At 67.9% G+C, this 21,826-nt stretch carries 19 protein-coding genes; 9 read left to right on the top strand and 10 right to left on the bottom strand.

Annotated elements, in window-relative coordinates:
- Nucleotides 1–35 precede the first annotated feature (35 nt).
- The 5 genes from ACSHZY_RS13115 to ACSHZY_RS13095 form a co-directional block, all read right to left on the bottom strand.
- A complete protein-coding gene (locus ACSHZY_RS13115; protein WP_435169801.1) occupies nucleotides 36–1,673 on the bottom strand; it encodes a Na+/H+ antiporter in 1,638 nt (545 codons plus the stop codon).
- Nucleotides 1,674–1,817: 144 nt separating this feature from the next.
- A complete protein-coding gene (locus ACSHZY_RS13110; RefSeq protein WP_435169799.1) occupies nucleotides 1,818–2,870 on the bottom strand; it encodes an HlyD family secretion protein in 1,053 nt (350 codons plus the stop codon).
- Between the two features lie 4 nt (nucleotides 2,871–2,874).
- Complete coding sequence (locus tag ACSHZY_RS13105; protein ID WP_435169797.1) at nucleotides 2,875–4,482, bottom strand: MFS transporter; 1,608 nt, start codon at nucleotides 4,480–4,482, stop codon at nucleotides 2,875–2,877.
- On the bottom strand, nucleotides 4,475–4,915 hold the full coding sequence (locus ACSHZY_RS13100; RefSeq protein WP_435169795.1) for a MarR family winged helix-turn-helix transcriptional regulator: 441 nt from the start codon (nucleotides 4,913–4,915) through the stop codon (nucleotides 4,475–4,477). Before ACSHZY_RS13100 ends, ACSHZY_RS13105 begins: the two co-directional genes overlap by 8 nt.
- Nucleotides 4,916–4,996: 81 nt before the next feature.
- Nucleotides 4,997–5,761, bottom strand: a complete 765-nt coding sequence (locus ACSHZY_RS13095) for a carbonic anhydrase (RefSeq protein ID WP_435169793.1) — start codon at nucleotides 5,759–5,761, stop codon at nucleotides 4,997–4,999.
- A gap of 212 nt (nucleotides 5,762–5,973) precedes the next feature.
- Between ACSHZY_RS13095 and ACSHZY_RS13090 the strand changes: the two genes are divergently transcribed.
- Genes ACSHZY_RS13090 through ACSHZY_RS13060 form a run of 7 tightly spaced genes read left to right on the top strand, consistent with a single transcriptional unit; the run spans nucleotide 5,974 to nucleotide 12,906 of the window.
- Nucleotides 5,974–7,494 carry an ABC transporter substrate-binding protein gene (locus ACSHZY_RS13090; protein WP_435169791.1) on the top strand — a complete coding sequence of 507 codons (1,521 nt, stop codon included), beginning with the start codon at nucleotides 5,974–5,976 and terminating at the stop codon, nucleotides 7,492–7,494.
- 43 nt (nucleotides 7,495–7,537) lie between these two features.
- Nucleotides 7,538–8,479 carry an ABC transporter permease gene (locus ACSHZY_RS13085; RefSeq protein ID WP_435169789.1) on the top strand — a complete coding sequence of 314 codons (942 nt, stop codon included), beginning with the start codon at nucleotides 7,538–7,540 and terminating at the stop codon, nucleotides 8,477–8,479.
- Nucleotides 8,479–9,339 carry an ABC transporter permease gene (locus tag ACSHZY_RS13080; RefSeq protein ID WP_435169787.1) on the top strand — a complete coding sequence of 287 codons (861 nt, stop codon included), beginning with the start codon at nucleotides 8,479–8,481 and terminating at the stop codon, nucleotides 9,337–9,339. Before ACSHZY_RS13085 ends, ACSHZY_RS13080 begins: the two co-directional genes overlap by 1 nt.
- Before the next feature lies 1 nt (nucleotide 9,340).
- The gene (locus tag ACSHZY_RS13075) at nucleotides 9,341–10,465 is read left to right on the top strand and encodes an amidohydrolase/deacetylase family metallohydrolase (RefSeq protein WP_435169786.1); all 1,125 of its coding nucleotides are present in this window, start codon (nucleotides 9,341–9,343) and stop codon (nucleotides 10,463–10,465) included.
- 11 nt (nucleotides 10,466–10,476) lie between these two features.
- Nucleotides 10,477–11,478 (top strand): ABC transporter ATP-binding protein, encoded by a 1,002-nt coding sequence (locus ACSHZY_RS13070; RefSeq protein WP_435169784.1) that lies wholly within the window; start codon nucleotides 10,477–10,479, stop codon nucleotides 11,476–11,478.
- A complete protein-coding gene (locus ACSHZY_RS13065; protein ID WP_435169782.1) occupies nucleotides 11,475–12,446 on the top strand; it encodes an ABC transporter ATP-binding protein in 972 nt (323 codons plus the stop codon). The genes ACSHZY_RS13070 and ACSHZY_RS13065 overlap by 4 nt, the downstream gene beginning before the upstream one ends.
- The gene (locus ACSHZY_RS13060; RefSeq protein WP_435169780.1) at nucleotides 12,427–12,906 is read left to right on the top strand and encodes a RidA family protein; all 480 of its coding nucleotides are present in this window, start codon (nucleotides 12,427–12,429) and stop codon (nucleotides 12,904–12,906) included. The genes ACSHZY_RS13065 and ACSHZY_RS13060 overlap by 20 nt, the downstream gene beginning before the upstream one ends.
- Here the strand turns inward: ACSHZY_RS13060 and ACSHZY_RS13055 are convergent.
- Nucleotides 12,897–13,685 carry an IclR family transcriptional regulator gene (locus tag ACSHZY_RS13055; protein WP_435169779.1) on the bottom strand — a complete coding sequence of 263 codons (789 nt, stop codon included), beginning with the start codon at nucleotides 13,683–13,685 and terminating at the stop codon, nucleotides 12,897–12,899. The genes ACSHZY_RS13060 and ACSHZY_RS13055 overlap by 10 nt on opposite strands.
- A gap of 35 nt (nucleotides 13,686–13,720) precedes the next feature.
- Between ACSHZY_RS13055 and ACSHZY_RS13050 the strand changes: the two genes are divergently transcribed.
- Nucleotides 13,721–14,977 carry an aminotransferase class V-fold PLP-dependent enzyme gene (locus ACSHZY_RS13050; protein WP_435169777.1) on the top strand — a complete coding sequence of 419 codons (1,257 nt, stop codon included), beginning with the start codon at nucleotides 13,721–13,723 and terminating at the stop codon, nucleotides 14,975–14,977.
- 4 nt (nucleotides 14,978–14,981) lie between these two features.
- Here the strand turns inward: ACSHZY_RS13050 and ACSHZY_RS13045 are convergent, their stop codons facing one another.
- Both ACSHZY_RS13045 and ACSHZY_RS13040 read right to left on the bottom strand, forming a co-directional pair.
- Nucleotides 14,982–16,856 carry a DNA/RNA non-specific endonuclease gene (locus ACSHZY_RS13045; protein ID WP_435169775.1) on the bottom strand — a complete coding sequence of 625 codons (1,875 nt, stop codon included), beginning with the start codon at nucleotides 16,854–16,856 and terminating at the stop codon, nucleotides 14,982–14,984.
- A gap of 75 nt (nucleotides 16,857–16,931) precedes the next feature.
- Nucleotides 16,932–17,216: a hypothetical protein gene (locus tag ACSHZY_RS13040; protein WP_435169774.1), complete on the bottom strand. Its 285-nt coding sequence runs from the start codon at nucleotides 17,214–17,216 to the stop codon at nucleotides 16,932–16,934.
- 153 nt (nucleotides 17,217–17,369) lie between these two features.
- On the opposite strand from ACSHZY_RS13040, the gene ACSHZY_RS13035 reads away from it, so the two are divergent.
- Nucleotides 17,370–18,626, top strand: a complete 1,257-nt coding sequence (locus ACSHZY_RS13035) for a glycerate kinase type-2 family protein (protein WP_435169773.1) — start codon at nucleotides 17,370–17,372, stop codon at nucleotides 18,624–18,626.
- A 3-nt stretch (nucleotides 18,627–18,629) separates the two neighbouring features.
- Here ACSHZY_RS13035 and ggt read toward each other — a convergent pair whose 3' ends face one another.
- The gene (gene ggt, locus ACSHZY_RS13030; protein ID WP_435169771.1) at nucleotides 18,630–20,357 is read right to left on the bottom strand and encodes a gamma-glutamyltransferase; all 1,728 of its coding nucleotides are present in this window, start codon (nucleotides 20,355–20,357) and stop codon (nucleotides 18,630–18,632) included.
- 98 nt (nucleotides 20,358–20,455) lie between these two features.
- Nucleotides 20,456–21,712: an Nramp family divalent metal transporter gene (locus ACSHZY_RS13025; protein ID WP_435169769.1), complete on the bottom strand. Its 1,257-nt coding sequence runs from the start codon at nucleotides 21,710–21,712 to the stop codon at nucleotides 20,456–20,458.
- Nucleotides 21,713–21,826: the final 114 nt, after the last annotated feature.

Raw genomic sequence — 21,826 nt, 5'->3', positions numbered from 1 at the left:
GCATTCGCGGCGGGACGGCAAGGCCGCGTTCAGGATCAAAGCGCGGCCGAGGTCATGCGCGTTTCCGCAAGGTCCAGTTCGCGGATCAGCTTTTGCGCGATGCCGTCGGGAATGCGGCGATGCCGGGCCAGCCGGAAGATCTCCTCCCGCTCGGCCTGAAGGGCCTTCATGCGCAGGCGCTGTTCGACGGCGGTGGCGCGGCGGATCTCCTCGGCCTCGGTGGCGCCGAAGCCGCCCGCGTCCAGACGCGCGCGGTAGACCTCGGTCACGCGGACGCCCGCGTTCATGTAAAGGTCCGCGTCGGGACGCCCTTCGGACTGGCTGTGCAGCTCCTCCTCCACGGCGCGGATGGCGGCGCGGGCGGCCAGCGCGCGGGCGGCGTCCAGCCGTTCCTCGTGATCGTCCACGGGCACGTCCAGCCGCTTCAGCAGGATCGGCAGCGACACCGAGGCCGTGATCAGCGTGACGATGATCACCCCCGAGGCGATGAAGATCGCAAGATCCCGCGCGGGGAAGGGCGACCCGTCCGGCAGCAGAAGCGGCAGCGTGAGGATGCCCGCCAGCGTAACGGAGCCTCGGACCCCTGCCATCGTGGCCGCCGCCGGAATGCGCCAGTCCAGACGCGCCACGTCTTCGCCCTTGCGGCGTTGGCGGAACGTCGTGAAGCGCAGGTTCAGCCAGATCCAGGCCAGCCGCAGAACCAGAAGAACGGCCGTGATCGCCAGCACGTGCAGGATCAGGATCAGCGGGCCGCCCGTCGTCCCTTCGACAAGGGTGGACACGCTGGTCCAGATCGCGGGAAGCTGTTCGCCCAGCAGCACGAAGATGATGCCGTTGATCGACACCGACAGCATGTCCCACACCACGCGGCGCCGGATGCGCGTGGCAGCCAGCGCGGTGCCGCGCAGTTCCGCAAGGCTCATGGTGATGCCGGCCGCGGCGGCGGCGAGGATGCCCGACACGTGGATGTGTTCGGCCCCGAAATATACCCCGAACGGGATGAGGAGCGAGATCATGATCTGAAGGCCCGGCTCCTCTCCCACGCGGCGGGACATGAAGCGCTGGACATAAAGGATCGCCAGCGTGATGACGACACCGGCCGCGACGCCGCCCAGGGCAGAAAACAGGAACTCCATCGCGGCGTCCTGAAGCGAGAAGGCCCCCGTCATCATGGCCGCCACCGCGATCCGGAAGGCCGAGATGCCGCTGGCGTCGTTCAGCAGGCTTTCGCCTTCCAGCACGTGCAACAGCCGCTTGGGCATCGGCAGCTTCGCCGTGATCGCCGACACCGCCACGGGATCGGTGGGCGCAAGGATGGCCGCCAGCGCGAAGGCCACGGGAAGCGGCATCACCGGCAGCAGCCAGTGGATCGCATAGCCCAGACCCACCACCGTCAGGAACACGAGCCCGACCGCCAGCCCAAGGATGGGCCGGCTGTCGCGGAAGAAGTCGTCCTTCGGGATGCGCCAGCCGTCCAGAAACAGAAGGCAGGCGATCACGGCCAGGAAGACGTGGGGCTCCAGCGCCACCTCGTTGTTGGTGAAGGTCGCGATCCCGACGCCGAAGGCGATCTGCACGATCGGCAGGGGGATGCCGAAGGGAATCGCCCGCGCGATCCAGCTGGACAGCACGACGGCAAGGATCAGGAACAGGCAGGTGGTGATGACGTCCATGGACACTCCGCAGGTCTTGAGGTCGGGGCGGCGGAAGGGGCGGGGCCTTTCGCCGGCGGCAGGGTCCCGGCCCCCGCGGGCGCGGCGTCCGGAAAGGGGCGGTCTGACCGCAGGCGCCCCGATGTGCAAGCCGGTTGTCGCGGATCAGTCGGCCGTCACCGGCTGGTCGGTATCGATGCTCACCTCCACCGACAGGCCGGGAAGCAGGCGATCGGCCAAGGGCTGGTCCTGATCGAAGCCGATGCGGACCGACAGGCGCTGCGTGATCTTGGTGAAGTTGCCGGTAGCATTGTCCGTCCGCAGCACGCTGAATTCGTTCCCCGTGGCCGGAGAGAAGCTTTCCACGTGGCCGGTCAGCGTCTGCCCGTCCGCCGCGTCCACGCGGATGGTGGCCTGCTGGCCGATCTTCATGCCGTGCAGCTGCGTTTCCTTGAAGTTCGCGATGACCCAGGCGCGGTGCGGCACCAGCCCCATCATCTGCGTGCCGGCGCTGACATACTGGCCGACGCGGGTGCCGATCTCGCCCAGACGGCCATCCTCGGGGGCAAGGATGCGGGTGTTGTCGAGGTCGATCTGCGCCAGTTCCCGGGCGGCCTCCGCGGCCTCGATCCCGGCCTGCGCACTTCCGCGCGAGGTTTCGGCCGCCAGCACATCCTGGTGGGCGATCTCCACCTGCGCCTCGGCGGTGTTGACGTTGGCCGAAGCCTGGTCAAACGAGGCGCGGGCGTTGTCGAGGTCGGATTGCGAGGTCACGCCCCGTGCCTGCAGCGTGGTCAGCCGGTCGAATTCGCGCTTGGCCACCTCGTTGTTCACCCGGGCGGCGTTGAGCGAGGCTTCGGCCGCCGTCACCTGCGCCTCGGCCGAGGCGCGCTGCTGCGCGGCCGTGGCCAGCGCCGCCTGCTGCTGGGCCAGGTTCGCCTTGGCCTGCGCGACCTTCTGGACATAGATGCGGTCGTCGATTCGGGCCAGAAGGTCGCCGGCCTTCACCTCCTGATAGTCGGTGACCAGAACCTCCACGACATGGCCCTGCACCTGCGGCGCGATGAAGGTGATCTTGCTGCGCACATAGGCGTTGTTCGTCCGCTGGACCGCGCTGGTGAACGGGGGAAGCTGCCAGACATACAGCACGAGCAAAACGCCGATCAGCCCGATGATCACGGCCACGACGGACCCTACGTGTTTGGAAAGCTTGTTCATGTGGTCATCCGTTCGCCGTTGCGCCGGCCAGCTGGCGCTTGTTCCGTTCGATCATCGCCCAATGCGCCAGCAGGATCGCCAGCGCGCCCGCCGCCACGCAGGCGACCAGAAAGAAAATGTCGTTGTAGGCCAGCACCGTCGCCTCTCGTTGCACGGTTTGTGCCAGGGTGGAGGTGGCCTGCCCCTGCCGCGCCCCCGCATCGGCCAGCGTGCCGGTGTAGGACCCGGCATAGGTTTGCAGGCGCTGGATCACCAGCGGGTCGCTTTGACCCAGATCGGCGTAAAGCCGGTTCGTGTGGGCGTTCTGGCGGAACTGCAGCACCGTCTGGAACAGGGCCGAGCCGAGGGAGCCGCCGATCCGCTGCGTCAGAAGAAAGACGATGATGAAGCTGAGGATGTAGAGCTGCCCCTTCTTCAGCGCCACGATCAGCCCCGCCGCCATGGCGGCCGGCAGGAACAGGGCGCTGGCAAAGGCGATCATCGCCTGGCTGACCATCATCTGCGGCGGCCGCGTCAGGCTGGTGGAGCGCGAGTCGATCAGGGCGCCCACGATGATCAGCACCAGTGCGACCGCGTGGATCGCGTGTTCGCGCCCCGGTTTCAGCACGGCCGCGCTGACCAGCCCGCCCAGCACGGTCATGGCCACGATCAGCCAGAACAGGCCCTGCATCTCGGCGTTCTGAAGGCCCAGCGTCTGGAACAGTCCCGGCGCGCCGGATGTCTGTTCGGCCAGCACCACGCGGAAGATCAGGAGGGCCCCCGCGAATTGCAGGATGGCGGGGGACACGATCCAGCGGATGTCCAGAAGCGGGGTCTTGCGGTTCAACTCGATGATGCCGGCCAGGATCAGCGCGGCGATCGCGCCCGCCAGCAGCGCGCCCAGCCACCAGCGGTCGAACCACCAGTAGGACCGCCCCACGGTCAGCACGACAGCCAAGCCCCCCATCCCTACGAAAATCAGCGGGAAGCTGACGAAGTCCCATCGCTGGATCACCTTTTCCCGCGGAATGGGCGTCAGCGGCAGAAGGTGCACAAGGGCGGCCGCGATCAGCGCCAGCGCCAGTTCCAGCACCGTCAGCCGGTGCCAGCCCCCCAGATCCAGAAGATAAGGCGACAGCACACGTGACAGCGGCGTGCCAAGCGAGGTGCCCATCAGCGTCAGCGACAGCCCCACGCTCAGCTTGTAGGGCGGGGAAAACGGCTCCAGCATGTAAAGAAAGGCGAGGGTGGAGATCGGGGCCGCCGCCATCCCGCTGATGAAGCGCACGATCACCGCGTTTTCAAGGTTCAGCGCGGCCAGGTTCAGCAGCGCCGCCGCCACGAAGCAGGCCAGCGCCACCTGCGCGAACAGGCGCAGGCCGAACTGCGTGCGGATCTTGACCAGCGCGATGGTCAGCGCGGCGGGCGCGAGATAGGCCGCGACCAGCCACAGCGCTTCCTGCTGCGTCGCGGCAAACTCCCCCTGCACCTGCGTGATGTTGGAGGAAAAGAAGCTCATCCCCAGCCCCTGGGTGATGCCCATCAGCAGCGAAGCCCCGACATAGATCGAGGCCCTTGGCAGGGGCATGACCAGCATGCGCGGCGGGGCAGGGGGGGTGGACGTGTCAGTCATCCGCGGAACCGTTCCCCAGATTGGCCAGAAGGCGTTCCAGCACCGCGTTGGCCGTTGCCAGATCCCCAGCCGGTATGTTTTTCAGAAGATCGTCGTGGGTGGAGGACAGGAAACTTTCCAGATCCGCCGCGCGGTCCCGGGCCCGGTCGGTCAGGAACACGCGCCGCGTGCGGCGGTCGCCCTCCTCGGCCCGGCGTTCGGCGAAACCGGCGCGTTCCAGCCCGTCCACCAGCGCCACGACCGAGGAGCTGGCGATGCCGAGACGCTGCGCGAGCTGGGTCTGCGTCTGCCCATCCTCGCGCCCCAGGCGGACCAGAAGACGGGCGCGCGACAGGGTCAGGCCCATGTCCTGCGCATGCGTGTCAAAGCGCATACTCATGAGACGCGCCGCCGCGACGAGACGTTCCACGAATTCCGAAGGGGTCGATGCCATGAGCCACCTGATAGTTAGCGGCCTAACTAATATCTTCCCCTCCGGCGTCAAGAGGGGCGGTGCCCCGCCCCCGTTCGGGCATCACTTCTTGTCGCGCACCACCAGACGGTAGTTGGCCTTCTGCAAGGGGCGCGCGTCGCCCGCGGGGAACAGGGCGGCAAAGGCGTCGATCTGCGCCTTGGAGGCGGTCATCGGCTGCTCCATCACGAACCAGTGGACGCCCTCGCTGCAGGGCGGCGTGGTCAGCGATCCCATCAGCCGGAAATATCGCTGATCCTGCGGCAGCAGCTTCGTTATGTCGATCTGCACGTTGGCCAGATCGACCACTTCGCCGATCGTTCGGGGCATGTGATCCAGCACCTTTTGCAGTTCGGGGTTTTCCGGCCCTTCCTCCACCAGCACGCCGATCACCCCAAGGGCCGCATCCTCGCGTTGATGGACGAAGTGCATCTCCATGGGGAAGACGCGACCCTCGATGCGGAATTCGCTGGGGGCGTGGAAGTGGAACTGCAGCATCTCGAAATGGTGGTTCTCCACGTCGAAGCCGCTGCCGGGCGGCACCGCGACCTGAACGGTGTGGCCGTTGTTCACGATCTTCGACACGGCGGGTTGGTAGGTCGTTTCAAGCGGAGGAAGGTCGCCCTCCACCACCTCGGCCAGGCGGATGTCGATGGGGGACTGGACGCTGCCATGAAGGCAGGCGTGATAGGAAGGGTCCAGCGTGCCCCAGTGTTCGGCATCCGCTGGGCCGGTGTAATCCCAGTGGGGCAGCGCCGGTTCCTGGGCGGACGCGAGAGAGGCGGCCGACAAGGTCAGCCCGGCCAGAGCGTTGAGCAGCAGGCGCATGATGTGTCCACTTCAAGAAGGAATGAAAGGGGTGGGTCGGAAGCGGGAAGCACGTAATGTCATGGGTGGAAGCCATAACCGGACACCGATCGGTCTGTTCCAGAGCGGCAGAGCGATGTCGGCGCCGACATCCACAATTATGAACCTCTGTTGACACCTGTGGTCATATGATTCTCTACTCACTCTTGCGGACTATAATCCATTATAAAAGAATGCAGGGGGTTTTTCTGATGATCCGCGTGTGTCTTGCCGCCTCGGCCGTGCTGAGCCTGGCCGCCGCCCTACCCGTTGCTGCCCAAGGGGTCGTGAACGTCGCCATCATCGGCGACCCCGACACCTTCGATCCGATGGTGTCCACCAAGGACGTCGTCAGCGTCGTCACGCAGCACATGGTGGAAACGCTTTACACCTTTGACAAGGAATGGGCGGTGGTGCCGCTTCTGGCGGCCGACATGCCCGTGATCGCCGCCGACGGGAAATCATATACCATCCCGCTGCGGCAGGGGGTGACGTTCCATGACGGCTCCTCCATGGACAGCGCGGATGTGGCGGCGTCGCTGGAACGCTGGACGCAGAAGGCCAGCCGCGGCATGGCGGTGGCCGGCCGGATCGACAGCATCACGGCGGACGGGCCCGACAAGGTGATCATCACCCTGAACGAACCCTACGCGCCGCTGATGTCGCTTCTGGCCTTTTCCAACTCCGCCGCCGCGATCTATCCGGAGGAGATCTTGGCCGACCAGATCACCGAACCCGTGGGCACCGGCCCCTACAAGATGCAGGAACGCGTGCCCGACCAGTACACGCAACTGGTGCGGTTCGACGGCTACACCCAGCCCGGCGCGGCGGCGGGCGAGCGCAAGCAGATCCCGGACGAGATCCGGTTCATCCCCGTGCCCGACCCCAACACCCGCGCCGAAGGCCTGCTGTCGGGCCAGTTCGATTACGCCGACAGCCTGTCGAGCGAGGCGTTCGACCGCATCGAAGCCTCGGGCACGGCGGAAACGGTGCTGCTGGAACCCTTCGGCTGGCCGATCTTCGGGGTCAACCACAAGAAGGGGCTGATGACCAACCTGGAAATCCGCCGCGCGGTGCAGGCCGCCCTTCCGGTGGACGACATGCTGTTCGCGGCCTTCGGGGACGAGAAGTTCTTCCAAACGGACGGCGCGCTTTATCCCGAAGGCTGGGCCTGGCACACCGAGGAAGGGACCGACCTTTACAACGTCAACGATCCCGAAAAGGCCGCCGAGCATCTGAAGGCCGCGGGCTACGACGGGGAGCCGCTGCGCATCCTGACCTCGCGCCAGTACGAGTTCCACTACAAGATGGCCGAGGTTGCCAGCATGGCGCTGGAGATGGCGGGCTTCACCGTGCAGATGGACGTGGTGGACTGGGCGACGCTGGCGCAGAACCGCGACAACCCGGACCTGTGGGACATCTACATCACCCATTCGCCCTTCCTGCCGGAACCGGCGCTGACCTCGGGCTTCTTCGCCTCGTCGCGCGAAGGGTGGGACAATCCGGAAAAGAACGCGATCCTGGACCGCTTCATCGCCGAAACCGACCCCGAGGCGCGCAAGGCGGTCTTCGCCGAGTTGCAGAAGGTCACCTATGAAGACGTGGGCATGATCAAGATCGGCAATTTCAACGCGCTGAACGGGCAGGCCAAGGGTCTGGAAGGGGTCGCACCTTCACCCTGGCCCGCCTTCTGGAACGCCTCGAAGCCGCAATAAGCCACCCCAAGCCGTCCCCTGTCGCAACGCATGAGGTTCCTCCATGCGCAGCTATCTTCTGCGCCGCCTGCTGGGCATGATCGTCGTCGTCTTTCTGGTGCTGACCATCGCCTTCGTTCTGGTGCGGCTGGCCCCCGGCGATCCGGCGGCCCTGCTTCTGGGCCCCGACGCCACCCCGTCCGAGGTGGACGCCCTGCGCGTGCGCCTTGGGCTGGACCGGCCGATCCTGGTCCAGTACCTGACCTTCGTGATGAACGCGCTGCAGGGCGATCTGGGCCGGTCGCTGTTCTTCGACCAGCCGGTCACGCAGGTGCTGGCCAGCCGGGCGGAGCCCACGGTGCTCCTCGCGCTCTTTTCCCTGATCGTGGCGCTGGTCATCGCGGCGCCGGTGGGGATCTGGGCGGCCTATCGGCGCGGGTCGGTGCTGGATCAGACCTCGGTCACGACGGCGATGCTGGCGGCCTCGGTCCCGTCCTTTCTGACGGGGCTGATCTTCCAGCGCTATCTGGCCACCGATCTGGGCTGGTTTCCGGTGTCGGGCTATGGCGCGGCGGGGGCGGGGTTTGCCGAACGCGCGTGGCATCTGGTGCTGCCCTCGATCACGCTGGGGATCACGAATTCCGCGCTGATCCTGCGCTTCACCCGCGCCTCCATGCTGGACATCCTGGGGGAGGATTACGTCCGCACCGCCCGCGCCAAGGGCATGACCGAACGCCGCGTCGTGCTGCGCCACGCGCTGAAGAACGCGGGCATCCCGATCATCACCGTGGTGGGGCTGACCTTCGCGCTGCTGGTGTCGGGGGCCGTGGTGACGGAACGCGTGTTCAACCTGCCGGGGATGGGCAACCTTGTCGTGAACGCGGTGCTGCGGCGCGACTATCCGGTGATCCAGGGCACCCTGATCGTGGTGGCGAGCCTTTACGTGCTGGTGAACCTCGCGACCGACCTCCTCTACCTCGTCGTCGACAAGAGGGTGAAATACTGATGGCCGGATCCTCCCTTTCCCAACCGACGCCCGGCTTTCGCCGCCTGCTGATGCAGCGCCCGTCGGCGATGGTGGCGCTGCTGGTCTTCGTGGCCATCGTCGCCATCTGCTTCCTGGCCCCCGCGTTTGGCCTGACGCAGGTCGGCGGCATGTCGGTGCGCAACCGCCTGACCCCGCCGAACGCGGATTACCTTCTGGGGGCCGACGCGTTCGGCCGTGACGTGCTGGGGCGGCTGGTGGCGGCGGGGCGCACCTCTCTGGGCATCGGGCTGGGGGTGGCGGTGCTGTCGTCGATCGTGGGCATCGCGATCGGGCTGGCGGCGGGCTTCTTCCGGCGGCTGGACGCGGTGCTGTCGCGGGTGATCGACGCGATGATGGCGTTCCCCGACATCCTTCTGGCGCTGTCGCTGGTCGCGATCTTCGGGGGCACGATGCTGAACGTGATCTTGGCGTTGTCGGTGGTCTATGCGCCCCGCATCGCGCGGATCGTGCGCGCCTCCACCCTTGTGATCCGGGAACTGCCCTATGTGGAGGCCGCGCGCGCCCTTGGCACCCGCACCCCCACGATCATGGTGACGCATGTGCTGCGCAACATCCTGTCGCCCATCCTGGTGCAGGCCACGTTCATCTTCGCCTATGCCATGCTGGCCGAGGCGGGGCTGTCCTTCCTTGGCGTGGGCGTCGATCCCCGCACGCCCAGCTGGGGCATCATGGTGAACGAAGGCCGCCAATACATCGACAACGCCTTTTTCCTGATCCTCTTCCCCGGCCTTGCGATCGCGCTGTCGGTGCTGTCGCTCCAGATCGTGGGCGACGGGCTGCGCGACGCGCTGGACCCGAAACTTGCCAAGGAAACGTGACATGCCCCTGACGCTGACGAACTTCAAGCCCACCGGCTTTGACACCGCCCCCGACGTGATCCATGTGGGCGCCGATGGCCTTGTGGCGGCCACGGCGGCGGACGGCGCGCGGGTTCTGGACCTGAAGGGCGCATGGCTGTCGCCCGGCTGGTGCGACCTGCACGTGCATGTCTGGTACGGGGGCACCGACATTTCCGTGCGCGCGGCCGAAGCCGGCCGCCCCACCGGCGTCACCGCCATCGCCGACGCCGGATCCGCCGGCGAGGCGAGCTTTCACGGGTTGCGCGAATACATCATCGAACCGGCGAGCGAGACGATCAAGGCCTTCCTCAACATCGGGTCCATCGGGCTGGTGGCCTGCAACCGCGTGCCCGAACTGATCGACTGGCGGTCCATCGACATCGACCGGACGCTGGCGGTGATCGAGGCGAACCGCGACGTGATCTGCGGGATCAAGGTCCGCGCCTCGGGCGTGATCGTGGGCAGCTGGGGCATCACGCCCGCCAAGATCGCCAAGCGCGTGGCCGAGATGACGGGCCTGCCGCTGATGGTCCACGTGGGCGAACCGCCGCCCTTGATCGACGAGGTGTTCGACATCCTGACCCCCGGCGACATCGTCACCCACTGCTTCAACGGCAAGCCCGCCGGGTCCATCCGGGACACGCAGGCGCTGTTCCGGCAGGCCAAGGAACTGGCCGAACGGGGCGTGCTGATGGACATCGGGCATGGCGGCGCGTCCTTCAACTTCAAAACGGCGCGGGAATCGATCGCGGACGGGCTGCGGCCCTTCTCCATCTCCACCGACCTGCACCAGCATTCGATGGAAAAGCCGGTCTACGATCTGGCGACCACGGTGGCGAAGCTGCTGGCCGTGGGCCTGCCGTTCGCCGACTGCATCCAGGCGACGACGAACGCGCCGCGGTCGGTTTTGGGTCTTTCAGGCGCCGATGGGCTGACCCCCGGCACGCGGGCCGATTTCACCGTCTTCGATCTGGAGGAGGCGCAGATCGACGTGATGGACAGCCAGAACAACCACCTGATGCTGGACCGCATGTTCGAACCGCGCCTGACCGTGCTGGGCGACGACGCGCAACCCGCCGCGCGCCGCCTGCCGCCGGGACAATAAGGGAGGTCGCGATGACCCTGCCGGAAGACACCATCCTGTCCGTCGAAGGGCTGCGCGTCGGGTTCGGGCGCGGGGGCATGGGCGTGGTCGCGCTGCGCGATGTCAGCTTCACCCTTGGCCGCGGGCGCACGCTGGCGCTGGTGGGGGAAAGCGGATCGGGCAAGTCCGTGACCTCGCTGGCGCTGATGGGGCTGCTGCCGCCCTCGGGGCGGGTGCTGGCGGGGCGGCTGGCCTTCCGGGGCCGCGATGGCCGCGTGACGGACCTGTCCACGCTGGACGCGGCGGGCTTTCGCAAGCTGCGGGGGCCGGGCATCTCCATGATCTTTCAGGAACCAATGTCGTCGCTGAACCCGCTGTTCACCATCGGCGACCAGATCGGCGAGATGCTTCTGCTGCACGAGCCGATGTCCGCCGCCGCCCGCCGCCAGCGCGTGCTGGAGATGCTGGAGCTGGTGGAGATCCCCGGCGCCGCCCGCCGCATCGACACCTATCCGCACGAGCTGTCGGGTGGGATGCGCCAGCGCGTGATGATCGCGATGGGGCTGATCTGCAACCCGGCGCTGCTGATCGCGGACGAACCGACCACCGCCTTGGACGTGACGATCCAGGCCCAGATCCTGGACCTGATGCGTCGGTTGCAGAAGGATCTGGGCATGTCGATCCTGTTCATCACCCATGACATGGGCGTGGTCGCGGAAATGGCCGACGACGTGGCGGTGATGTATGCGGGCGCGGTGGTGGAACAGGCGGGGGTGCACGCCCTGTTCGACGACACGCGCCATCCCTACACGCAGGGCCTCCTCGCCTCCATCCCGCGCGAAGGGTTGGGGCGGGGGGAACGACTGGTGCCGATCCCCGGCTCCGTCCCCTCGCTTCTGGCGCTGCCGCCGGGCTGCGCCTTTGCGCCCCGCTGCCGCCACGCGCAGTCCGCCTGCCGCGGCCCGGTCGCGCTGGACGAAAAGGCACGGGGCCACCTGTCGGCCTGCATCTTCGACATGCCGGGGGCCGCATGACCCAGCCGCTTCTGGAAATCCGCAACCTGACGAAACGCTTCCACACCGCCGGCGGCACCGTCCACGCGGTGGAGGATGTCAGCTTCGACATCCCCCGCGGGTCGATCACCGGGCTTGTGGGGGAAAGCGGGTCCGGCAAGACCACGCTGGGCCGCACCCTTCTGCGCCTGATCGAACCCAGCGGCGGGCAGATCCGCTTCGACGGGACCGACATCACGACGCTGCCCGCCGGCCAGATGCGCGACATGCGCCGGCGGATGCAGATCATCTTCCAGGACCCCATGTCATCCTTGAACCCGCGGCTGAAGGTGGGGGAGCTGATCGCCGAAGGGCTGCGCGCCTATGGCATCGGGACGCGCGCCGAACGCCGCGACCGCGTCGCCGCCCTGCTGGAGGAGGTGGGGCTGAGCGCGGATCACATGAACCGCTATCCCCACGCCTTTTCGGGCGGGCAGCGCCAGCGGATCGGCATCGCCCGCGCCCTGGCGCTGGAGCCGGACTTCATCGTGGCCGATGAAAGCGTGTCGGCGCTGGACGTGTCCATCCAGGCGCAGGTGCTGAACCTGCTGCTGGACCTGCGGGCCAAACGCAACCTGACGATGCTGTTCATCGCGCATGACCTGTCGGTGGTGAACTACCTTTGCGATCAGGTGGCCGTCCTGTATCTGGGCCGCCTGATGGAGATCGGGCCCGCCGATGCCATCCATCGCGGGTCGGCCCATCCCTACACCCGGGCGCTGAACTCGGCCATCCCGGTGCCCGATCCGCGGGCGGCCCGCCACCGCACGCCGCTACGGGGCGACATTCCCAGCCCGCTGGCGCCGCCTTCGGGCTGCGTGTTCCGCACGCGCTGCGAACATGCCCTGCCGCTTTGCGCGGACGGTGTGCCTGCCGCGCACAAGGTGGGGCCCGACCATCAAAGCTACTGCAAACGAACCGAGGATCTTCATGCTTCCCAACACGCCTGAAACGCGGCTGGCCGGGCTGGGCATCGCCCTGCCGACCAGCGCGCCCAGCCCCATCGGATCGTTCCGCAACGTGCGCCGGTCGGGCGGCATGATCTATGTCTCGGGGCAGGGGCCGGTCCGGGCGGACGGAACCCTGATGCGCGGCAAGGTCGGCCGCGACGTCACCGCCGAGGAAGCGCGCGACCACGCCGAACTGGTGGCGATCAACATCCTCACGGCGCTGCGCGACTGTTTCGGGTCGCTGGACCGGGTGGGGGGCGTGGTGAAGCTGCTGGGCATGGTCAACGCCGATCCCGATTTCGAACGCCATCCCTTCGTGGTGGATGGCGCGTCGGACCTGCTGGCGCGGATCTTTGGCGAAAGCGGCATCCACGCCCGGTCCGCCTTCGGCGTCGGCTCCCTGCCCAACCAGATCACGGTGGAGATCGAGGCGATCTTCGAAGCGGCGGATCAGCGCTGATGCACGCCAAGCGCCCGTTCCACAGACCGCGCGGCGTCCCGCACCTCTTGCGCGACCGTGTCGAACTTGGCGTCCACGCGGTGCTTGGGCATCACGACGGACAGCGTCAGTTCGCACGCGCCGTCCTGCCCGCGCACGGGGGCGGCGATGCAGGCGACCTGATCCTCGGACGTGTCGATCTGCACGGACAGGCCGTCGAGGAAGTCGCGGCGCGACACCTCGGCCAGCTTTTCGGGGTCGGTGTCGGCCAGCCCGGTGTTCGACGGGCGGGCGCAGTCGCGGAAGATCGCGACGCGCGCGGCATCCGGCAGGTGGCCGATCAAGAGCCGCCCCGACGCCGTCCAGTTCAGCGGCACCCGCGTCCCCACATCCGAGGTGACGCGGAACGTGCCCGACCCTTCGGCCATGGCCACCACCTGCATCATGCCTTCGTCGCGCACGCAGATCTGCACCATCTCCCTCACCCGCTCGTTCAGCGAGAACATGGCCCGTTCGGCCTCGTTGAACGCGCTCATCCTTGCACGGTAGGCAAGGCCGTAGCGCATCAGGCGCGGCCCCAGCCAGGCGCGGCCGTCGGCGCTGCGCGACAGCATGTTCCGCTCGATCAGCTCGTCCAGCAGCTTGTAGACGGTGGAGGGCGGGGCCCCCGTCGCCCGCGCCAGATCATAGGCCGTCATGGGCTGATGCCGTTCGGTCAGGATGTCGAGGATCTGGAGCGTCCGGTCGATGCCGCTGGTGCGGCTGCGGCGCGGGCTGTCTTCGGCGGTGTCGTCGGGCATCAGAACTTCCATTGTTTGGCAAAGGATACGCAATTATGGAAAACCCCGCAAGCCGGGACAGCCGCAGCATGCTGACGAACTCCCAGCACCCGATCGACTGGTCGTGGCACGACGCCCAAGGGTATGGCCGCATGATCAACGTGTCGGGAACGATGACCTCGCTGGGTGGGTCCATCGCAACGCCGCGGGTGGCGCAGGCCACGGCCGACGTGATGACGCGCTTTGTCCGCATCCACGAATTGCAGACCCGCGCGTCGGAGGTGATCGCCCGGCTGACAGGGGCGGAGGCGGGGTTCCTGACGGCCTCGGCCAGCGCGGGGATCACGCTGGCGGTGGCGGGCTGCATCACGGGTCTGGACCCCGCGCGGGCCGAGGCGCTGCCGGACACGCCCGGTCCCAAGAACGGCGTCGCCGTGCAGATGGGCCACCTGTGCGAATACGGCGCGCCCGTGTCGCAGGCGATCGCGCTGGCCGGTGGGCGCACGCGGATCGTGGGGCAATCCACGCTGGCCAAGGATTACCAGCTGGAGGCCGCGCTGGACGACACCTGCGCCGCCGCCCTGTATGTCGTGTCGCACCACGTGGTGGATTACGGGATGATCCCGCTGAAGACCTTCGCCCGCATCGCGCATGCCAAGGGCGTTCCGGTGATCGTGGACGCGGCCTCCGAATACGATCTGCGGGGGTTTCTGGAACAGGGCGCGGATGTGGTGATCTATTCGGGGCACAAGTTCCTGGGGGGCCCCACCTCGGGCATCGTGGCGGGGTCGAAGGATCTTGTGCGGGCGGGGTATCTGCAGAACATCGGCATCGGGCGGGGGATGAAGATCGGCAAGGAAAGCCTGGCCGGGGCCATTGCCGCGATGGAGCAGTGGATGGAGCGCGACCACGCCGGCATCCGCGCCGAGGAGACGCGCGCGCTGGAAATGTGGCGGACGGCCCTGCAAGGCCTGCCCGGCGTCACCGCCGTCCGCATCCCCGACCCGACCCGCAACCCGCTGGAACGGTTGCAGGTCTGGATCGACCCGTCGCAGGCGGGCGCCAACGCGGCGCAGTTTGCCGAGGTGCTGGGCCAACAGGACCCGCCCCTGATCGTGCGCGGGCACGAGGTGGAGAAGCGCTATTTCCAGCTGGACCCCTGCAACCTGACGCCGGGGCAGGCGGAACTGGTGCGTGACACGCTGGTCGCGGTGCTGCGCGATCCGGGCCCCGCCGCGAGGATCGACCCGGACCGCGTGATGGACGCGATGCGCAACGGTGGCACGCAGGCCTATCTGGACTGGCTGGGCTAGGCCCTCAGATCAGCAGATCCTCCGCCCGGCGGATTTCCAGCACTTGGCCATGGGGCGTCGCCAGCGCCTCGGCGGCCGAGGGGCGGCCTGCGCGCTCGGGATGCTCCAGAAGGTCCGCGTCCGGGAAGCCCTTGAAATCAAGCCCGGTGCGTTCCGCCAATTCGTCCAGACCGACCTGGTACAGGCGGAACGGCTCGAAGCTCAGCGCCTCCAGGTCGTTCAGAAGGTCGGCCTGCGTCAGGATGAAGGCGGCGAGGCGCGGTTCGTCATCCTCCCCCCGCCAGGCGATCAGCTTCCAGAAGGCGTGGGGAATGCGGGCGTCGCGATAGGTGATGTCGTCCTCGGCAAAGATCGGGCCGCCCTGCACAGACAGGCGCAGGTCGGCCACCTCGGCGCCTTCGAAGACATGATCCTCCAGCTCCCCCCACAGGCCGGAGCGGGAGGACTGGTTGAACCCCTGATGCTGCGGCGCGATGTTGGTGTAGAAGAAGGAGTCGCGGTTGGCTTGACGGGCTTCCTCCACCTCCCCCCAGCACAGGTCGGCGCGGCGGGCGATGTGGCCGCGATCAAGGTTGTTGCCCGAATAAAGCTCGTTCCCCCATTGATGCGCCTCGTCGATGCGGGGATCAAGCGCGAAGCCCGTGCGGGGCAGCTTCACGATCCGCGCCCCGTCGATGTTCCACGCGACATAGCGCGCCATCCGCCGCGACGCCGACAGGCAGAGGCTGAAATGGGTATAGGGGATGGTCTGGTTCTTTTCGAAGTTTACCGCGTCGCGTTTCAGGGCGGTGGACAGGCCCGGTTCGGGAATGGTCAGGCCAAGGAAGTCCGGGTCGTATCCGGTGCGGGGCACGGCGGTGTCCATGCCTTCGGTCTGCGCCGCGGGCACGTCCAGCACGAAGTCCAGCTTCTTTTGCAGCGAGGCGGGATAGCAGGCCAGCGCGTGTTCATCCTCGGCGCCGTCCGCCTCTCCGGCGAAGTGAAGGCCGGCGAAGATGTCGGTGGCCGCGTCCCCGTCCGCGATCAGCCAGGCGGCGCCGGAATCGCCGCCCATGCTCAGCTCCCCTTCGGGGGCGGGGCGGTCGGGGTCGGCCCCGATCTCGAACCCGCCGATGGCCTGCGGGCCGTTCAGCAGGCCGTAATCCAGCTTCACCATCACGTCGACGCGGCGCACGATGCCATGGGTGATGCCGGTGGTGCGGCCGGATTTGACCACGCGGTCGTCCAGATCCACGCGGGCCATGCGGCGCGGGATCACGTCGAGGCCCAGAACGGAAGGGTCGTGCCCGCGCCCCGCGATCCGTGCCAGCGCACCGTCGCCCGCCGCGCCCAGATGGCTGCGCAGCAGGGTGCCGGTGCCGTTCTTCGACACCTCGTTGTCGTCATAGGGGCCGGGCTGGACGATGCGGTCGCCGATCGCGCCGCCCGCCCCGTGCAGGACGTGCCAGTTCGACAGGATGCAGGGCGCGCCCGTCGCGCGGTCGCGCACGATCAGGCCCAGCGTTCCCGCCGTGCCCGCCACATGCGACACGCTGATGCCGGGGCGGATCGGGTCCACGCGCAGGCGGCGGTCGTCCAGCTGCCCCGGCTCCACGATCTCGTAGGACGGTTCGTAGTCGCGCTGCACCACGTCGGTGGGAAAGCGGACGCCGTCCACCTCCACCGCCTCGGGGATGCGGGCGGTGCCCAGCGTCTCGATCGCGGATTCGCCTTTGCGGCGGACGGTGAACTGCAGGCAGATCGGGCCGGTGCCGTTCTTGCGCCCGATCCCGACCGAGGTGACGTTGGGGTCGGTCAGGTAGTCGGCCCCCTTCAGGCGGATGTGGCGGCGCAGCGCCTCCATGTCCGGACCCTTGTCTTTCACCGTGCGCTTCGCCATGGACCACCCCTTGTCTTTGCCCCCATCAAAGGGCCGCAACATGACATTGGCAAGACAGTGTGGGGGCCGTGCCGCTTATTCCCGTCCCTGCGTCTGGCCGGGATGTCCGTCATGTTCGGGATCCGTGTTCTCCCCCCGCTCCTGTGCGTCGGGCTGGTGGAGGGTGGGCTTCAGCGGGCCGGTCTCACGCTCGGCCTCTTCCCGGTGTTGCTTGTCGGTCTTGGGGTCGTGGCCATGGGTGACGGCGGCGCTGTCTTCCTGCTGGCGTTCCACCCCGCTGGGGGCCGACAGATACTGCGCATGGGCGGTCAGGGGTGCCAGCGCCGGTGCCGCGCAAAGAAGAAGCGTGAGGAGTTTCATGGGTAGGGCCTTCCGTTTATGCCCAAGGGAAACACCCCTGTCCGGCCGGATGTTCCCCCACCCGCCAACGGGTTGCGGAAGATCGCCGTTCCGCGACGGCTTGACCCCGCCCCCGCAGGCCGGAAGATGGCGCACCGGATCACGGGGGATGTCATGGAAGGATCACAAGCCCGATCGCTGCTGCACGAGATGTTCCGGGCGGCCATCGGCAGCGCCGATCCCGCGCAGGTTCTGGCGCGGCACCTGCCGGAACCGCCCAAGGGCCGCGTGATCGTGGTTGGGGCGGGCAAAGCCGCCGCGGCGATGGCACGGGCGGTGGAAGTGGCCTGGCCCGGGGTCGACCTGTCGGGCGTGGTCGTGACCCGATACGGCCACGCGGTGCCCACAACCCGCATCGCGGTGATGGAGGCCGCGCATCCCGTGCCCGACGCACAGGGCGAACGTGCGGCGGACCGCATCTTGGCCGCCGTGCGGGGGCTGGGGCCGGACGATCTGGTGCTGGCCCTGATCTCGGGCGGGGGGTCGGCGCTGATGGCGCGGCCGGTCGACGGGGTGACCTTGGCCGACAAGATCGCGGTGAACCGGTTGCTTCTGACTTCAGGCGCGCCGATTTCGGTGATGAACCAGGTGCGGCGGCGGTTGTCGGCGGTGAAGGGCGGCAAGCTGGCGCTGGCGGCGGCGCCGGCGCGGGTGGTGACGCTGGCCATTTCCGACGTGCCGGGGGATGATCCGGGGACCATCGCCTCGGGTCCCACCGTGCCGGATCTGACGGGGGATGCGGATCTGTCGTCCATCGTGCGCGATCTGGGCGCTGGCCTGCCCGAGGCCGCGCGCCGCGTCCTGGTGGCCCCGCCGCCGACGCCGTCCAGCTTCGCCTTCGACTACCGCCTGATCGCGACACCGATGATGGCCCTGCGCGCCGCCGCCGAGGTGGCGGAACGGGCCGGCGTCCACCCCCTGATCCTTGGCGACGCGCTGGAGGGGGAGGCGCGCGAGCTGGGCCGCATCATGGCCGGAATGGCGCAAAGCTGCCGGACCCACGGCCTGCCGCGCCCCGCCCCCGTCGTGCTTCTGTCGGGGGGTGAAACGACGGTGACGCTGCGGACGGACACGCCCGGCATGGGCGGGCGGAACACCGAATTCGCGCTGGCGCTGACCTTGGCGCTGGACGGCGCGGCGGGCATCCACGCGCTGGCGGGCGACACCGATGGCATCGACGGGACGGAGGATGCGGCGGGTGCCCTGGTGGCCCCCGACACGCTGGCCCGCGCGGCGGCCGCCGGTCTGGATCCGGCGGCGGCGTTGCGGCGGCATGACAGCTACCCGCTGTTCGCGGCGCTGGACGATCTGGTTCGCACCGGCCCGACGCTGACCAATGTCAACGATTTTCGGGCCGTGCTGGTGGCGTGACTTTCAGAACCCTACGGTGGCCGCGTCCGGCCGCCGCGGATCGGAGGCGCCCAGAAGCGCGCCGCTGGCCGGATCCCGCTGGATCGACTGCGTCGATCCCATCACCGGCTTTTCCACGACGCTGTGCCCCTTCGCCTCCAGCAGCCGCAGGGTGTCGAGGCTGAGGCCTTCCTCCACCCGCAGCTCGTCCGGGAGCCATTGGTGATGGACGCGCGGCGCGGTGGAGGCTTCGGCCACGTTCATGTTGTGGTCGATCATGTTCATGATGACCTGCAACGTGGTGGTGATGATGCGCGCGCCGCCGGGCGATCCGGTCGCGAGCCAGACCTTGCCGTCCTTCAGCACCAGCGTCGGCGTCATGGACGACAGGGGCCGCTTGCCCGCCGCGACCGCGTTCGCCTCGCCGCCCACAAGCCCGAAGGCGTTGGGCACGCCGGGCTTGGCGGAAAAGTCGTCCATCTCGTTGTTCATCAGGACGCCCGTGCCCGCGGCCACCAGCCCCGACCCGTAATCGAGGTTGAGCGTGTAGGTGTTGGTGACCGCGTTGCCCTCCTTGTCCACGACGGAAAAATGCGTGGTCTGGTCGGATTCGTAGGGGGCGAGGTCGCCCGGCCTGATCTGGACCGAGGGCGTGGCGAAATCCGCGCTGATCTTGCCGCGCAGGGCGGCGGCATAGTCCTTGGAGGTCAGCGCCTCCACCGGCACGTCCACGAAATCGGGATCGCCCAGATATTCGGAACGGTCGGCATAGGCGAGCTTCATCGCCTCGGCCATCAGGTGGATGGTCTGGGCGCTGTTCTGGCCAAGCGCGCCGATGGGATATCCCTCCAGCGTGTTCAGGATCTGGATCAGGTGCACCCCGCCCGAGGAGGGGGGCGGCATCGACACGATGTCATAGCCGCGATAGGTGCCGCGCACCGGGTCGCGCAGGACGGGCTTGTAGGCGGCCAGATCCTCGGCCGTCATGGGGCCGCCCGCCGCCTGGATCGCCTTGGCGATGTTGTCCGCGACGGGGCCCTTGTAGAAGCCGTCCGGCCCCTGTTCGGCCACGGTTTTCAGCGTTTGCGCCAGATCGGCCTGCACCAGCCGTTCCCCCGGCCGCCAGCCCGCGCCGTCCGGCTTGAAGAAGATCGCGGCGCTGGCGGGATAGGTCATCAGCTCCTCGCGCGAGGCCTCGAGACTGTCGGCGAGTTCGGGGGTGACGGGGATGCCCTCCTTGGCCAGCCGGATGGCGGGGGCGATGACGTCGGCCCATTCCATCGTGCCATAGGTGTCCAGCGCCATGTGCAGGCCCGCCACCGTTCCGGGCACGCCCGAGGCCGCGCCGCTGCGCAGCGACCTGGCGCTGTCGGCCTCCCCCGCCGCGTTCAGGAACATGTCGCGGGAGGCGCCGGACGGGGCCATTTCGCGGTAGTCGATGGCCTTGGTTTCGCCCGTTTCGGCGTCATGCACCAGCATGAAGCCGCCGCCGCCGATGTTGCCCGCGCGCGGCAGCGTCACCGCCAGGGCGAAGGCCACCGCGACGCCCGCATCGACCGCGTTGCCGCCCTGGGCCAGGATGTCGCGACCGATCTCGGCCGCTTGACGTTCCTGGGCCGAAACCATGCCGTTTTGCGCCCAGACCGGGTGGATGCGGTCCATGTCGGAAAAGAATGCCGATTGCTGCGCCGCGGCCGGTGCCGCCATCAGCGCCCCGATGGCGAAGACATGGGAAAAACGTTCGAGTGTCATTCTGGCCCCCTGCGTGATCCTGTGGGTGGGAGCGTAGCAGCCGACGGGGCCCCGTCAAAACCTTTGATGCCGTCCCCCGCGTGCGGGACGGCCTTCGTTCATTTCATCACGATGCCGCGCAGCTGGTCCAGCGCCAGCGCCGCGAAGGCCAGCGTGCACAGAACCATCATGATGTTCGCGAACATGCCGTTGCGCCATTCGCGGGGCACGCGGTCGGTGTTCAGGATCCAGATCAGCGTCACCGACATGAAGGGCATGAAGAACGCCCCCAGCACCCCGTAGGCGAGGATGAGATAGACCGGCTGCCCAAGGAACAGCATGATCATCGGCGGGAAGGTCAGCCAGCAGACATAGGCCTTGTAGAAGCGGCCGCCGGCCAGCCGGTCGGGATCGTTCGGCGCACGCTTCAGGATGCCGCCCGAAAAGTCGGCGAACATCAGGCTGACCCCGTTCCACACCCCGATGAGAGAGCTCATGGACGCGGCCCAGAAGCCCAGAAGGAACAGCTTGCTCATCCACACGCCGTAGCGTTCGCCAAGGACGGTGGCCAGATCGACCATGCCCTTGTCGCCCGATCCGATGGCGATGCCCGCAGAATACAACAGTTCCGCCCCGACGATCAGGGTGGCGATCACGAAGATGCCGGTCACGATGTAGCCGATGCTGTTGTCCAGCCGCATCACGCGCATGAAGCGGGGCGTGTCCCAGCCCTTTTCGCGCAGCCAGTAGCCATAGGCCGCCAGCGTGATCGTGCCGCCCACGCCGCCCGCCACGCTGAGGACGTTGATGAGGGCGCCTTCGGGAATGTGCGGCACAAGGCCGGCCGCGATCTGGGCGAGATTGGGGACGGTGAAGGCGGCGGCGATGATGACGGTGATGAACATCAGGACCACAAGGGCCGTCAGCGCCTTTTCGAACAGGTCGTACCGTCCGCTCCACACCAGGACGAGGCCGATCAGGCCGGACAGGATGCCCCAGACGGGCACGCCGAGGAACGGGAACAGCGAATAAAGCGCAAGGCCCGTGCCCGCCATCGCGGCGGCGCCATAGACGAAGCCCCAGATCACGATGTAGGGGCCGAAATACCAGTGCGTCCAGCGGCCAAGGCTGCTCCACCCCTCGAAGATGGTGCGGCCGGTCGACAGGCTGTAGCGACCGGCCCCTTCGACCAGGATGATCTTCATGATGCAGCCCGCGATGACGGCCCACAGCAGGGCATAGCCGTATTTGCTGCCCGCGACGGTCGTGGCGATCAGGTCCGCCGCGCCGACCCCCGTGGCCGCGACGACAAGACCGGGGCCGACCAGGCTCCACCTCGGTTCGGCCTCCCCCGGTGGCTTGGATTGTTGGCTCATCCGCTTCCCCTCCCTTTTTTGTGATCATTGGGATAACGGACGCAGGGGCCTGACGCAACCGAATGGACGGGGGCGGTGATGGGCACGGCGGCGGGCCGGGGCGCTGGCGGGTTC

This window comes from Falsirhodobacter sp. 1013, assembly GCF_051195255.1.
GTDB lineage: Bacteria > Pseudomonadota > Alphaproteobacteria > Rhodobacterales > Rhodobacteraceae > Falsirhodobacter.
The sequence above is the reverse complement of the archived record's forward strand: the minus strand, read 5'-3'. Positions and strand labels throughout refer to the sequence as shown.

Coding starts and splice junctions, on each gene's coding strand:
- ACSHZY_RS13050 (WP_435169777.1), top strand. CDS start 13,721: ATGGAAAACCCCGCAAGCCGGGACAGCCGCAGCATGCTGACGAACTCC.
- ggt (WP_435169771.1), bottom strand. CDS start 20,357: ATGACACTCGAACGTTTTTCCCATGTCTTCGCCATCGGGGCGCTGATG.
- ACSHZY_RS13100 (WP_435169795.1), bottom strand. CDS start 4,915: ATGGCATCGACCCCTTCGGAATTCGTGGAACGTCTCGTCGCGGCGGCG.
- ACSHZY_RS13090 (WP_435169791.1), top strand. CDS start 5,974: ATGCAGGGGGTTTTTCTGATGATCCGCGTGTGTCTTGCCGCCTCGGCC.
- ACSHZY_RS13105 (WP_435169797.1), bottom strand. CDS start 4,482: ATGACTGACACGTCCACCCCCCCTGCCCCGCCGCGCATGCTGGTCATG.
- ACSHZY_RS13040 (WP_435169774.1), bottom strand. CDS start 17,216: ATGAAACTCCTCACGCTTCTTCTTTGCGCGGCACCGGCGCTGGCACCC.
- ACSHZY_RS13070 (WP_435169784.1), top strand. CDS start 10,477: ATGACCCTGCCGGAAGACACCATCCTGTCCGTCGAAGGGCTGCGCGTC.
- ACSHZY_RS13065 (WP_435169782.1), top strand. CDS start 11,475: ATGACCCAGCCGCTTCTGGAAATCCGCAACCTGACGAAACGCTTCCAC.
- ACSHZY_RS13085 (WP_435169789.1), top strand. CDS start 7,538: ATGCGCAGCTATCTTCTGCGCCGCCTGCTGGGCATGATCGTCGTCGTC.
- ACSHZY_RS13045 (WP_435169775.1), bottom strand. CDS start 16,856: ATGGCGAAGCGCACGGTGAAAGACAAGGGTCCGGACATGGAGGCGCTG.
- ACSHZY_RS13035 (WP_435169773.1), top strand. CDS start 17,370: ATGGAAGGATCACAAGCCCGATCGCTGCTGCACGAGATGTTCCGGGCG.
- ACSHZY_RS13060 (WP_435169780.1), top strand. CDS start 12,427: ATGCTTCCCAACACGCCTGAAACGCGGCTGGCCGGGCTGGGCATCGCC.
- ACSHZY_RS13080 (WP_435169787.1), top strand. CDS start 8,479: ATGGCCGGATCCTCCCTTTCCCAACCGACGCCCGGCTTTCGCCGCCTG.
- ACSHZY_RS13095 (WP_435169793.1), bottom strand. CDS start 5,761: ATGCGCCTGCTGCTCAACGCTCTGGCCGGGCTGACCTTGTCGGCCGCC.
- ACSHZY_RS13110 (WP_435169799.1), bottom strand. CDS start 2,870: ATGAACAAGCTTTCCAAACACGTAGGGTCCGTCGTGGCCGTGATCATC.
- ACSHZY_RS13055 (WP_435169779.1), bottom strand. CDS start 13,685: ATGCCCGACGACACCGCCGAAGACAGCCCGCGCCGCAGCCGCACCAGC.
- ACSHZY_RS13075 (WP_435169786.1), top strand. CDS start 9,341: ATGCCCCTGACGCTGACGAACTTCAAGCCCACCGGCTTTGACACCGCC.
- ACSHZY_RS13025 (WP_435169769.1), bottom strand. CDS start 21,712: ATGAGCCAACAATCCAAGCCACCGGGGGAGGCCGAACCGAGGTGGAGC.
- ACSHZY_RS13115 (WP_435169801.1), bottom strand. CDS start 1,673: ATGGACGTCATCACCACCTGCCTGTTCCTGATCCTTGCCGTCGTGCTG.